This is a genomic window from Gordonia sp. GN26 (genome assembly GCF_054823965.1).
Genome location: NZ_JSYC01000084.1, coordinates 15,643 through 28,210, shown reverse-complemented (window position 1 = coordinate 28,210; position 12,568 = coordinate 15,643). Strand labels below are relative to the sequence as shown.

General features: G+C 67.2%; 12 protein-coding genes. 6 read left to right on the top strand and 6 right to left on the bottom strand.

Going from position 1 to position 12,568, the window contains the following annotated elements; all coding sequences use genetic code 11:
* Positions 1 to 43 precede the first annotated feature (43 nt).
* The 4 genes from OK17_RS16955 to OK17_RS16940 are packed head-to-tail and all read left to right on the top strand — an operon-like array spanning position 44 to position 3,284.
* Positions 44 to 355 carry a zinc ribbon domain-containing protein gene (locus tag OK17_RS16955; RefSeq protein WP_406567082.1) on the top strand — a complete coding sequence of 104 codons (312 nt, stop codon included), beginning with the start codon at positions 44 to 46 and terminating at the stop codon, positions 353 to 355.
* A gap of 43 nt (positions 356 to 398) precedes the next feature.
* A complete protein-coding gene (gene fmdA / locus OK17_RS16950; RefSeq protein ID WP_232719327.1) occupies positions 399 to 1,643 on the top strand; it encodes a formamidase in 1,245 nt (414 codons plus the stop codon).
* Between the two features lie 49 nt (positions 1,644 to 1,692).
* Positions 1,693 to 2,742 (top strand): alpha/beta fold hydrolase, encoded by a 1,050-nt coding sequence (locus tag OK17_RS16945; RefSeq protein ID WP_232719326.1) that lies wholly within the window; start codon positions 1,693 to 1,695, stop codon positions 2,740 to 2,742.
* 44 nt (positions 2,743 to 2,786) lie between these two features.
* Positions 2,787 to 3,284, top strand: a complete 498-nt coding sequence (locus tag OK17_RS16940; RefSeq protein ID WP_232719325.1) for a DUF1097 domain-containing protein — start codon at positions 2,787 to 2,789, stop codon at positions 3,282 to 3,284.
* A gap of 12 nt (positions 3,285 to 3,296) precedes the next feature.
* Here the strand turns inward: OK17_RS16940 and pgl are convergent, their stop codons facing one another.
* Genes pgl through tkt form a run of 5 tightly spaced genes read right to left on the bottom strand, consistent with a single transcriptional unit; the run spans position 3,297 to position 9,815 of the window.
* Positions 3,297 to 4,031 (bottom strand): 6-phosphogluconolactonase, encoded by a 735-nt coding sequence (gene pgl, locus OK17_RS16935; protein WP_232719324.1) that lies wholly within the window; start codon positions 4,029 to 4,031, stop codon positions 3,297 to 3,299.
* Between the two features lie 5 nt (positions 4,032 to 4,036).
* Positions 4,037 to 5,038, bottom strand: a complete 1,002-nt coding sequence (locus OK17_RS16930) for a glucose-6-phosphate dehydrogenase assembly protein OpcA (RefSeq protein ID WP_232719323.1) — start codon at positions 5,036 to 5,038, stop codon at positions 4,037 to 4,039.
* Positions 5,035 to 6,588: a glucose-6-phosphate dehydrogenase gene (zwf, locus tag OK17_RS16925; protein ID WP_232719322.1), complete on the bottom strand. Its 1,554-nt coding sequence runs from the start codon at positions 6,586 to 6,588 to the stop codon at positions 5,035 to 5,037. Before zwf ends, OK17_RS16930 begins: the two co-directional genes overlap by 4 nt.
* A gap of 6 nt (positions 6,589 to 6,594) precedes the next feature.
* Complete coding sequence (gene tal / locus OK17_RS16920) at positions 6,595 to 7,716, bottom strand: transaldolase (protein WP_006866293.1); 1,122 nt, start codon at positions 7,714 to 7,716, stop codon at positions 6,595 to 6,597.
* Between the two features lie 20 nt (positions 7,717 to 7,736).
* Entirely contained in the window at positions 7,737 to 9,815 is a 2,079-nt protein-coding gene (gene tkt, locus OK17_RS16915; protein ID WP_232719321.1) for a transketolase, read from the bottom strand.
* 240 nt (positions 9,816 to 10,055) lie between these two features.
* Between tkt and OK17_RS16910 the strand changes: the two genes are divergently transcribed.
* On the top strand, positions 10,056 to 11,048 hold the full coding sequence (locus OK17_RS16910) for a heme o synthase (protein WP_461418141.1): 993 nt from the start codon (positions 10,056 to 10,058) through the stop codon (positions 11,046 to 11,048).
* Positions 11,049 to 11,097: 49 nt separating this feature from the next.
* Here OK17_RS16910 and OK17_RS16905 read toward each other — a convergent pair whose 3' ends face one another.
* Complete coding sequence (locus tag OK17_RS16905) at positions 11,098 to 12,072, bottom strand: quinone oxidoreductase family protein (protein WP_232719320.1); 975 nt, start codon at positions 12,070 to 12,072, stop codon at positions 11,098 to 11,100.
* 75 nt (positions 12,073 to 12,147) lie between these two features.
* On the opposite strand from OK17_RS16905, the gene OK17_RS16900 reads away from it, so the two are divergent.
* Positions 12,148 to 12,531 (top strand): hypothetical protein, encoded by a 384-nt coding sequence (locus tag OK17_RS16900; protein ID WP_006357241.1) that lies wholly within the window; start codon positions 12,148 to 12,150, stop codon positions 12,529 to 12,531.
* Positions 12,532 to 12,568: the final 37 nt, after the last annotated feature.

Genomic DNA, 12,568 nt, shown 5'->3' with positions numbered 1-12,568 from the left:
TTGACACCGTAGTGGCGCTGAGTAGTCTCCTCATTACTCCCAAATGGGAGTAATGAGACCGATGGAGGGTTCAGTGACCGTCTACGACTACCGGTGCCCCGCCCACGGTGACTTCGAACAGCGGTTTCCGATGGGGGAGACTCCGGCTGCGGTGCGCTGTGGCACCTGCGGCGGGAAGGCGCCCCGCGTCTACGGGCCGCCGGCGGTGTTGTCACACGATCCGTTGGCAACGAAATTACTTGCCCTGCAGCAGTCTTCCGGGGAGAGTCCGTCTGTTGTCAACCGGTCGCGTACCGCGGCAGGCCGCCGCGCGCCCATGCAGGATCCGCGCTGGCGGCAGCTGCCACGGCCCTGACAGGTCGATCCTCGACTACCCAACTCTCCTAGGAGGAATCCACATGCCTGACGTCATCTTTCCCGTCGACCATGCCAAACCTTTTCGCGCACAGGAGCTCGTCGGCCACAACCGGTGGCACCCCGAGATCCCGCCGGTGGCGACCGTTCGATCGGGGCAGTCCTTCCGGGTCGAGTCCAAGGAGTGGTTCGACGGTACGATTCTCAACTCCGATGATGCAGATGACATCCGTGACTGTGACCTGTCGATGGTGCATCAGCTGTCCGGACCCTTCGGAGTGGACGGCGCCGAGCCGGGCGATCTGCTGATGGTCGACATCCTCGACGTGGGCCCGGTGCCGCAGCAGCAGGGCCCGGTTGCCGGACAGGGATGGGGGTACACCGGCATCTTCGCTCGCGAGAACGGCGGCGGGTTTCTCACCGACTTCTTCCCCCAGGCCTACAAGGCTGTCTGGGACTTCGCCGGACAGCAGGCGACGAGCCGCCATATCCCGGGCGTCGAATTCACCGGGCTGATCCATCCGGGACTCATGGGCACCGCACCGAGCAAGAGCCTGCTGGCGACCTGGAACTCGCGCGAACAGGCGCTGATCGACACCGACCCCGATTGCGTACCACCGCTCGCCCTGCCGCCGCTACCGCACAATGCGGTGCTCGGCGGTGTCGACCCCGCCGACCACGAGCGGATCGCCGGCGAGGCCGCCCGCACCGCGCCGCCTCGCGAAAACGGCGGAAATCAGGACATCAAGAACCTGTCGAAGGGCAGCCGGATCTTCTACCCGGTCTTCGTCGACGGTGCGAATCTCTCGCTCGGCGACCTCCACTTCTCGCAGGGCGACGGTGAGATCACCTTCTGTGGCGCGATCGAGATGGGCGGCTACATCGATCTCCGGGTCGAGGTGATCAAGGGGGGAATGGAGACCTACGGGGTCACCACGAATCCGGTCTTCATCCCGGGGATCGTCGAGCCGCGTTACTCGGAGTTCCTCACCTTCGTCGGATTCTCCGTGGACAAGCAGGGAAACCAGCACTATCTCGACTCGACGCTGGCGTACCAGAACGCCTGTCTCAACGCGATCGAGTATCTGTCCAAGTTCGGCTGGACGAAGGAACAGGTGTACCTCCTGCTCGGTGCCGCACCGGTGGAGGCCAGATTCTCCGGCGTCGTCGACGTGCCGAACTCCTGCGCCACCCTCTACGTCCCGACGGCGATCTTCGACATCGACGTTCGTCCTTCGGCACAGGGGCCGGTACACGTCGATCGCGGCCAATGTGCAGTCAGCAGTTGATCCCGTAATCATCCGATTCGTTTCACACCCAACCAACAGGAGACCGACCATGCCGGCACCAACGGACGCCGAGTATTTCGAACTGGGAGATTTCACCCTGCAATCCGGCGCCACCCTTCGTGGCGCCCGCCTCGCTTACAAGACCTACGGTGCGCTCAACGACGACAAGTCAAACGTCATCGTCTACCCGACGTGGTATTCGGGGTGGCACACCGACAACGAGTGGCTGATCGGAGACGACAAGGCCCTCAATCCCAACGACTGGTTCATCATCGTGCCGAACATGCTCGGCAACGGCCTGTCCTCGTCGCCGTCGAACACCCCGCCGCCGTATGACCGGGCTCGATTCCCGGCTGTGACGTTCTATGACCAGGTCGAGGCCCAGTACAGGCTGGTCACCGAGAAGTTCGGAATCTCACGGATCGCGTTGGTCACCGGCTGGTCGATGGGTGCCGGGCAGACCTACCAGTGGGCGGTCAGCCATCCCGAGATGGTGGAACGTGCGGCTCCGTTCTGCGGTTCGAGCATCACTTCTCCGCACAACAAGGTGTTTCTGGAGTCGCTCGAGTTCGCGCTCAAGGCCGACGCGGCCTACGCCGACGGTGATTACACGCCAGAAGCACTGCCGATCAAAGGACTCCGCGCCTTCGCGCGCGTGTACTCGGGATGGGGTTACTCGCAGGCCTTCTACTGGGAGGAGGAGTGGCGTGCCCTGGGATTCACTTCGTTCGACGATTTTCTCTACGGGTTCTGGGAGAACTTCTTTCGTGACGGCCGTGACCCGAACAACCTGATCGCGATGCTGAGGACCTGGCATGCGGGCGACGTGGGCAACACCCCAGGATTCGACGGGGACACCACAAAGGCGTTGCGCGCCATAGTATGTCCGCTGCTCGCGATGCCGGCGGAGAAGGATCTCTATTTCCCGCCGGAGGACGAGCATTGGGCGACGCAGTTCATCGCCAACGGCGAGGTGCGGGTCATCCCGGGGATCTGGGGGCACTTCGCGGGAGGTGGTGCCAACGACGTCGACACCGCGTTCATCGACGCCGGGATCCGCGACCTGCTATCCAAGCCCGGCGCCGTCGCGAGCGATTGAGAATCGGCCGGGGACGGGGAGAGGAACGAGATATGCCTCAACGCGTGGCATCAACTCTGGTGATCGGGCTGCTCGCTGCGGTGTCGGTCTTGTTCACGAACTACGTGCTCGACGTCCCGATCTGGGTTGTGTTCATCGCGTGGGCGTCCTACTTCGCCGCCGGGGGTGGGCCGTCCGGCGCACGGTCCACGCTCGTGATGGGTATGGCCGGGGTCGTCAGCGCCACGATCACCCTGCTGGTCGCGAACGCCATGGGCGGCGAAGCCTGGGTGGTTGCGTTGTGCTGCATAGGGGGAGCCGGTGTGCTCGCGGCGATCTCGGGGATCCCCTGGCTGTCCTTTACGCCTGCAGGCTTCCTCGGGTTCGCCTCGACCGCAGGCACCATAGCTGCGACCGGGTCAGCGGTGAACGATCCGGTCAGCTGGCAGCACCCGAGTGTGCTCGTTGCGGGTGCGTTCGTGGTCGGCGTCGCATTCGGGATGGCGTCGGAGTACCTTCCGGCTCTGCTCACCGGCTCCGCCGGCGCACCGGCGACGGCCTGAGGACCGCGTCGGTCAGAGGTTCTTGGCGGCGTCCTCGTCGAGGAACCAGATGGTCTCGTCGGTGCCGTGTGCACCCGCGCAGGGCCAGTCCGCCGGATCGGCGCCGTTGTGGGCGGCGGCGACGGCCTCGGCCTTGTCGGCGCCCGCGACGAGGAACCACACGTTGCGCGACCGGTTGACCACGGGCAGCGTCAGGGTGATCCGACGCGGCGGCGGCTTGGGCGAGTCCTCCACGGCGACAACGGATTTCTCGGTCTCCGCGGTGGCGGCGGTGTGCGGGAAGAGGGAGTTGATGTGACCTTCGCCGCCCATGCCCAACAGATGCAGGTCGAACTCGGGGGCGATGCCGTCGACCGAGCGACCGGCCAGGATCGCCGCGTAGTCGGCTGCGGCGGCGTCTATGTCGTCGCCGAACGGACCGTCGGACGGGGCCATCGGGAACACCCGCGACGGGTCCACCGGCACCTTGTCGAGCAGGGCCTCGCGGGCCTGGCCGGAGTTGCGTTCCGGGTCGTCGGCCGGCACGAAACGGTCATCGCCCCAGTAGAGATCGACTCGCGACCAGTCGATCGTGCCGCTGTCGGCGGCCAGCGCCGACAGGATGCCGATCCCGTTGCTGCCGCCGGTCAGGACGATGCTCGCGACTCCGCGTTCGGACTGTGCGCGGGTCACCAGGTCGACGAACCGGGCGGCCGCGGTGACGACCAGTTCCTGTTTGGAATCGAAGACCAGCGTCTCGATGGCCACGTCGTTCACTCCTCTCCGTCGGCTGTTTCTGAATCGCTCTGCTGCGCAGCGTGGTTGACCGCGGCCCGCATGTCGGCCCGGAGGAGCGCCTCCTGCTCCGGCGAGATCCGCTCCACGTCGGCGACGCCCGCCAACGCCGAGGCGTACACCTCGTCGATGTCGAGGCGACGCAATTCCTCGGCGATGCACACGGGCAGCGAGCGCGGCGTCATCGCGATCTTCCCGTCCGGCTTGCCGGGAGCGGTCAGGACCGCGTTGTTGGCCTCGTCGACGGCCAGCACGGTGTCGCCGTCGGTCCGGACCAGCCGGACCTCGAAGCTGCCGGTGAACCTGCGCGTCGGCACACCCAGCGCCGACCGTAGCCAACCGGCGAGCAGGTCGATGGCCGGGCTGCGATCGGGACCGGTCACATCGACCTCGAGGACCGGGGTGAACGGAGGGCGATCGAGTGCCGATGCCAGGATCGCCCGCCACGGGGTGAGCTGGGTCCAGGCGATGTCGGTGTCACCGGGGGAGTACCCGGCCAGACGCCGTTTGAGGACGGTGTTCAGGCCCGGGTCACGGTTGGCGTCCATGATCCGGCGGCGGCCCAGGGTCCCGAGCGGATCGGAGGCCGGCTTCGAGGGACCGATGCTCGGCCACCAGGTGACCACCGGGGTGTCGGGCAGCAGGAAGGGGATCACCACCGCGTGCGCATGGTCGGCCATGTCGCCCGCCAGCGACAGCACGATGACCTCCGACGCGCCGGCGTCGCCGCCGACGCGGATCTCGGCATCCATCCGCGAACGGGCATGGCGCACACCGCGGGAGACGACGATGACGCGGCTGGGATGCTCGCGACTTGCCGCGATCGCGGCCTCGATGGCGCCTTCGGTGGGTTCGTCGTGTTCGGCGCAGACGACCAGCGTCAGCACACGGCCGTTGTTGACCGAACCCTCGGTCTCGTGGAGGTTGACCAGTCGCTTGGCGACTTCCCGGCTCGTCGTGTCGGGCAGGTTGACGATCATGGACGCCTCCACTGTCGGCCATGGCGCGCGAGCATCTCATCGGCGGACGCCGGCCCCCACGTTCCCGCCTCATATGCGTCCGGCCGACCGTTCTGGGCCCAGTGTTCGAGCACCGGATCGAGGATCTGCCAAGACAATTCGACTTCCTCGTTGACGGGGAAGAGGGACGGTTCGCCGAGCAGCACGTCGAGGATCAGCCGTTCGTAGGCCTCCGGAGACGCCTCGGTGAACGCCGTGCCGTAGCTGAAGTCCATGTTCACATCGCGGACCTCCATGCTCGTCGCGGGAACCTTGGAGCCGAACCGGAGCGTCATGCCCTCATCGGGCTGGACGCGGATCACCAGCACGTTCTGGCTGAGTTCCTCGGTCATCGTCTGGTCGAAGGGCAGATGCGGTGCCCGTTTGAAGACCAGCGCGATCTCGGTGACGCGCCGACCGAGGCGCTTGCCGGTACGCAGGTAGAAGGGCACCCCCGCCCAGCGTCGGGAATCGACCTCGAGAGCGATCGCGGCGAAGGTCTCGGTGGTGGAGTCCTTCGCGAAACCCGATTCCTCTTTGAGGCCGCGGACCTTCTCGCTGCCCTGCCAGCCGGCGGTGTACTGGCCTCGAGCCGTGTTCTCCGACAGCGGCTCGATGTTGCGGGTGGCGGCGAGGACTTTCGCCTTCTCCGCCTGTAACTGCTTGGGTTCGAAGGAGATCGGCTCCTCCATCGCCACCAGCGCCATCAGCTGCAGCAGATGGTTCTGGATGACGTCGCGCGCCGCGCCGATGCCGTCGTAATAGCCGGCCCGGCCGCCGAGACCGATGTCCTCGGCCATGGTGATCTGGACATGGTCGACGTAGTGCGCACTCCACAGCGGATCGAACAGCTGGTTGGCGAAGCGCAGCGCCAGGATGTTCTGCACCGTCTCCTTGCCCAGGTAGTGGTCGATGCGGAACACCGACGACTCCGGGAAGACGCTGTTCACGATGGCGTTGAGCTCACGGGCCGACTCGAGGTCGTGACCGAAGGGCTTCTCGATGACGACCCGGCGCCAGCTGTCGCCGGTCGGTGACGCCAGCCCGCTGCGCTCGAGCTGTTCACACACAGTCGGGAAGGCACCGGGCGGGATCGACAGGTAGAAAGCGTGATTGCCGTCCGTACCGCGTTCGTTGTCGAGCGACTTGAGGGTGTCGCGCAACTTGTCGAAAGCGGCGTCGTCGTCGAAGTTGCCCTGCACGAAGCGGAAGCCCTCGGCGAGGCGCTCCCACACTTCCTCGCGGAAGCCCGTGCGGGCGTGTTCCCGCACGGCGTCGTGCACGACCGCCCCGAAGTCCTCGTCGGTCCAGTCGCGCCGGGCGAACCCGACGAGAGCGAACGACGGGGGGAGCAGGCCGCGGTTGGCGAGGTCGTAGACCGCAGGCATCAACTTCTTGCGTGCCAGGTCTCCGGTGACGCCGAAGATGACCAGACTGCACGGGCCCGCGATGCGGGGGAGCCGCTTGTCCTGTGGGTCACGGAGCGGATTGGTCCAGGAATCGGGTCCTACTGCGTCCTCGCCGACGGCCACGTGGGTTCAGCCCTTGTTCGCCGCGGACAACTGCTCGGCGGTCGCGTCGAGCAGATCGTTCCACGCGTCCTCGAACTTGCTGACGCCCTCCTCCTCGAGGACCTTGAAGACGTCGACCGTGTCCACGCCGAGCGCCGCGATCTTGTCGAAGATCTCCTGCGACTCCTGCGCGAGACCGATGATCGAGCCGGTGTTGACCCAACCGTGGTCGGCGAAGGCGTCCATCGTCTTGCCCGGCATGGTGTTGACCGTGTTGGGCGCGACGAGCTCGCTGACGTACAGGGTGTCGGGGTAGTCCGGGTTCTTCACACCGGTCGACGCCCAGAGAGCGCGCTGCGGGCGTGCGCCGTGGGCGAGCAGGTCGGGGAAACGCGACTCGACCTCGAACACCTGCTGGTAGGCCGAGTAGGCCAGGCGGGCGTTGGCCAGCGCGGCCTTGCCCTTGAGCTCCACCGCCTCCGGGGTGCCGATGGCGTCGAGGCGCTTGTCGATCTCGGTGTCGACACGCGACACGAAGAACGACGCCACCGAGTGGATGTTGGACAGGTCGTGACCGGCTTCCGCGGCGGCGTCGAGGCCGTCGAGGTAGGCGTCCATGACCTCCTTGTAGCGCTCCACCGAGAAGATCAGCGTCACGTTGACGCTGATGCCCTCGGCGATCACCTTGGTGATCGCGGGGAGCCCGGCCTTGGTGGCCGGGATCTTGATCAGCAGGTTGGGGCGGTCGACGATCTTCCACAGCTCGATCGCCTGGGCGACCGTGCCGTCGGTGTCGTGGGCCAGGCGGGGATCGACCTCGATCGACACCCGGCCGTCGACGCCGTCGGACTCCTCGTACACCGGTGCGAGGACGTCACAGGCGTTGCGGACGTCGTCGGTGGTCACCGTGCGGATGGTGCCGTCGACATCGGCGCCGCGCGCAGCGAGTTCGTTGACCTGCGCGTTGTAGGCAGTGCCCTTCGACAGTGCCGCCTGGAAGATCGACGGGTTGGTGGTCACGCCGACCACCGACTTGGTCGCGATCAGTTCGGCGAGGTCGCCGGAACTGATCAGGTCACGGGACAGGTCGTCCAGCCACACCGAGACACCGGCGGCGGACAGTTCGGCGAGCTTCTCGTTCTGGGTCACGATCTCTCTCCTTGGGTTGGTCAGCCGGCGACGACGCGTTCGGCGGCCGAGGTGACGGCCTCTGCGGTGATCCCGAACTTGGTGAAGAGCACCTTGTAGTCGGCCGATGCACCGAAGTGCTCGATGCTGACGATCTCGCCACCGGCACCGACGATGCGGTACCACGGCATCGCGATGCCGGCCTCGACGGCGACACGCGGAACCGACGGCGGCAGGACGTGGTCCTGGTACCCCTTGGGCTGCTCGTCGAACCACTCGACACACGGCAAGGACACGACGCGGGCCTTGATTCCCTTGTCGGCCAATGCCTTCTGTGCCTCGACGGCCAGGTACACCTCGGAACCGGTACCGATGAGCACGACCTGTGGGTCGCCCTCGGAATCGCTGAGGATGTAGCCGCCGTTGGCGACGCCCTGTGCCGAGGTGCCCTCGAGGATCGGAAGGTTCTGGCGGGTGAGAGCCAGGCCGACCGGGTGGTTGCGCCGGGTCAGCAGGTGCGCCCAGGCATAAGCGGTCTCGTTCGCGTCGGCGGGGCGCACGACGTCGAGGTTCGGGATCGCCCGCAGTGCGGCCAGGTGCTCGATCGGCTGATGGGTCGGGCCGTCCTCGCCGAGACCGATCGAGTCGTGGGTCCAGACGTAGATCGGGTCGATCTCCATCAGCGCGGCCAGCCGGACGGCCGGACGCATGTAGTCGGCGAACTGCAGGAAGGTACCGCCGTAGGCGCGGGTCGGTCCGTGCAGGGCGATGCCCGACAGGATCGAACCCATCGCGTGCTCGCGGACACCGAAGTGCAGGGTGCGGCCGTAGGGGTTGGCCGACCACTTCTTGGTGCTGATCGACGTCGGGCCGAACGAGGGCTCGCCGTCCATCGTGGTGTTGTTCGAGCCGGCGAGGTCGGCGGAACCGCCCCACAGTTCGGGCAGCACCGGCGCGAGGGCGCCGAGCACCTTGCCCGAGGCGCTGCGCGTGGCCACGTCCTTGTCGCCGACGTTCCAGCTCGGCAGGCTGTCGGTCCAGCCCTCGGGGAGCTCATGGGCGGTCAGGCGGTCGAACAGCGCCTTCTGCTCGGGGTTCTTCTCGGCCCACGCGTCGAAGGAGGCGGTCCACTCCTTGCGCTGCTCGGCACCGCGCTCGACGAGCTTGCGGGTGTGCGCGATGACCTCGTCGGTGACCTCGAAGTTCTTCTCGGGGTCGAAGCCGAGGACCTTCTTGGTGGCCGCGACCTCGTCCTCGCCGAGTGCGGCGCCGTGGGCCATGCCGGTGTTCATCATGTTCGGCGCCGGGTAGCCGATGATGGTGCGCAGGCAGATGATCGACGGACGGTCGACGACCTCCTGGGCGGCCTTGATGGCGGCCTCGATGGCCACGACGTCCTCGCCGCCCTCGACGGTCTGCACGTGCCAGCCGTAGGCCTCGTAGCGCTTGGCGACGTCCTCGGACAGGGCGATGTCGGTGTCGTCCTCGATCGAGATCTGGTTCTGGTCGTAGAACACGATCAGGTTGCCGAGCTGCTGGGTGCCGGCGAGCGAGCTGGCCTCGGAGGTCACGCCCTCCTCGATGTCACCGTCGGAGGCGACCACGTAGATGTAGTGGTCGAACGGGCTCTCGCCGACGCCGGCGTCCGGGTCGAACAGGCCGCGCTCGCGGCGGGCGGCCATCGCCATGCCGACCGACGAGGCGAGACCCTGTCCCAGCGGGCCGGTGGTGATCTCCACACCGCGGGTGTGGCGGAACTCCGGGTGGCCCGGGGTCAGCGAATCCCAGGTGCGCAGCGCCTCGATGTCGGACAGCTCGAGTCCGAAGCCGCCCAGGTAGAGCTGGATGTAGAGGGTCAGGCTCGAATGTCCGCAGGACAGCACGAAGCGGTCGCGGCCGGCCCAGTCGGTGTCGGTGGGGTCATGCCGCATCACACGCTGGAACAGCGTGTAGGCCAGCGGCGCGAGGCTCATCGCGGTACCGGGATGGCCGCTGCCGCACTTCTGCACCGCGTCGGCGGCCAGCAGGCGGGCCGTGTCGACTGCCCGGGTGTCGAGGTCGGTCCAGTCGTCCGGATGGCGGGGGGTGGTCAGTGCGCGGATCTCATCTGTGTCGGCCACGATGGTGATTGTCTCCTGTGCCTGCTCGGTTTTCGGCGCGTTCGAGTCCAGAGTAATCGGCTGCGACGGCGACCTGCGCGCCGACCGAAAGTTACCCGCCGGTTCGCCGATCGTCGCCGGTCACGGGCTCCGCCACGACGCGATTCACGGTTCGCAAAGGCAAACGTCTACCATGCTCTGTAGTAGCCCGCGGCGATCTGTGCGGGCGGACGAGGAGTGTTCGTGAGGATAGGGGAGCGTGTGAGCGGAGATCATCCCGCCGCATCCCACTCGACCGACACCGCATCACAGCAGGTTTCGACCGAGCCGGTCATGCCGGCGGATCTGACGTGGGCCGGACGTGTGCGCGCGACGGTGCTTGCGTATGTCGCGCTGACGAAGCCGCGGGTCATCGAGCTGCTGCTGGTTGCGACGATCCCGGTGATGCTGCAGGCCGATCGCGGTCACGTCGACATCGCCGTCATCGCCTTCACCCTGATCGGTGGATGGCTCGGTGCCGGCAGCGCGAACACCCTCAACATGGTGGTCGACGCCGACATCGACAAGAAGATGAAGCGCACCGAGCGGCGGCCCCTGGCCCGTCGGGCGGTCGCCACGCGCAGTGCGCTGATCTTCGGCCTGGTGCTCTGGGCGGCGTCGTTCGCGGTGCTGTACTTCGCGGCGAACCTGCTGTCGTCCCTGCTCGTCTCGGCCACGATCATCTTCTACGTCGGCGTTTACACGATGATCCTCAAGCGCCGCACCTGGCAGAACGTGGTGTGGGGCGGTGCCGCCGGTTGCATGCCGACGCTGGTCGGCTGGGCCGCCGTCACCGGCACCATCAGCTGGCAGCCGATCGTGCTGTTCCTGGTCATCTTCTTCTGGACTCCGCCGCACACCTGGGCGCTCGCGATGCGTTACAAGGAGGACTACAAGGCGGCCGGCGTGCCGATGCTCCCGGTCATCGCGACCGAGGAACGCGTCACGCGTCAGATGCTGGTCTACACCTGGCTGACCGTCGTCAGCTCGCTCGCCCTGATCCCGGCCACGAGCTGGATCTACACCGTGATCGCCCTCCTCGCCGGCGCCTGGTTCCTCGAGCGGGTCACCAAGCTCTACCGCGACACCAAGCGCGGTGCCGAGGTGAAACCCCTCAAGGTGTTCCTGCAGTCCAACGAGTACCTGGCGATCGTCTTCTGCGGTCTGGCGATCGACGCGGTCGTCGGCATGCAGACGATCTCCTCGTACTTCTGACCCCGGTACTTCTGAACCCCGGTACTGCTGATCCCGTCCGTCTGACGCGTCAGGAATCGGCCGGCAACAGCACGGTCGCACCCGTGGTCTTCCGTGCCTCGAGGTCCGCGTGGGCCTGCGCGGCGTCGGCCAGGCGGTATCGCTGACCCACCCGCACGTCCACGTCGCCATCGAGGATCGCCTCGAAGTATTCGCCGGCCCGCCAGTTCAGTTCCTCCGGCGTCGCGGTGAAATGCGCCAGCGTGGGCCGGGTCACCGACAACGAACCGGCCGGATTGAGGCGCTGCAGATCGAACGGCGGCACCGGTCCGCTGGAGGCGCCGAACAGGACGATGATGCCGCGGACGGCCGTGGCGGCCAGCGACTGCTCGAAGGTGTCCGCGCCGACCCCGTCGTAGACCACCGGGACACCGCGGCCGTCGGTCAGCTCCCGGACGCGCGCGGCGAGGTCGTCGGTGTACCGCAGGACGTGGTCGGCTCCGGCCTCCCGGGACAGCTCTTCTTTCTCGTCAGACGACACCGTCGTGATGACCCGTATCCCGTGGCGTTTGGCCATCTGGGTGAGGATCAGCCCGACCCCGCCGGCCCCGGCGTGGATCAGCACCGTGTCCTCCGGATGCGGATGTGCGCTCCCGTCCAGGAGGTAATGCGCGGTGAGCCCCCGGAGCAGCGACGATCCTGCGACCGCGTCGTCGATCCCGTCGGGGACGACGACCGCCTGCGCTGCGGGCACCGCCACGAGTTCGGCGTACGACGCGGGTGCTGCGCACCACGCGACCCGTTGGCCCACTTCGAGGCCGGACACCTCCGAGCCCAGGGAGACGATCTCACCCGCGCCCTCGGTGCCCGGAATGTACGGCGGGGTCGACGGGTAGAGCCCGCGCCGGAGATAGGTGTCGATGTAGTTGACGCCGACTGCCGAGGTCCGGACGATCACCTCGTCGGCGGCCGGGATCGGGTCGTCGACGGTTCCGAAGGCCAGGACGTCCGGACCGCCGTGGCGGGTCACCTGTATCGCGCGCACGACACCCGTTGTACACGGGGAACACGCCGGATGTGATGCCGATCCCGCTATCGGGACCGGCCCGGGCCCACCGGTATGCTGAGCGTCATGACTGACAGTGCCGCCACCGACACCACAGCCACGCCGACCGTCCAGGCCCCGGGCGATGTCGTCGCCTCGGTGAAGAAGTTCGTCGCCCGCGAGGGCGGCAGCGCGAAGGTCGTCCTCCAGGCGATCGGTGCGGCCGGCGTACGGATCACGCTCGTCGGTGACGCCGGGGGCGTTCTCGGTGACCGCGTCGTCGCCGACCTCGCGACCGCGCAGGCCGTCGTCGATGCCGTCGACGGACTCGAGATCGCCGAGTGGGACCGCGATCTCACCTCGGAGACCACCGTCAAGCCGTCGCACTACCGCAAGATGGCCGGCTGGGTGGCCCGCCAGAAGCGCTTCCCGAAGGCGCGCAACCGCGCGATCCTCTGACCGACGGTCCGACCCGCGGAACAGAAACGACCCCCGG

Bases quoted from the DNA above. Each gene is read 5' to 3' on its own strand.
- OK17_RS16955 (WP_406567082.1), top strand. From the start codon at position 44: ATGGGAGTAATGAGACCGATGGAGGGTTCAGTGACCGTCTACGACTAC.
- fmdA (WP_232719327.1), top strand. From the start codon at position 399: ATGCCTGACGTCATCTTTCCCGTCGACCATGCCAAACCTTTTCGCGCA.
- OK17_RS16945 (WP_232719326.1), top strand. From the start codon at position 1,693: ATGCCGGCACCAACGGACGCCGAGTATTTCGAACTGGGAGATTTCACC.
- OK17_RS16930 (WP_232719323.1), bottom strand. From the start codon at position 5,038: ATGATCGTCAACCTGCCCGACACGACGAGCCGGGAAGTCGCCAAGCGA.
- OK17_RS16900 (WP_006357241.1), top strand. From the start codon at position 12,148: ATGCTGAGCGTCATGACTGACAGTGCCGCCACCGACACCACAGCCACG.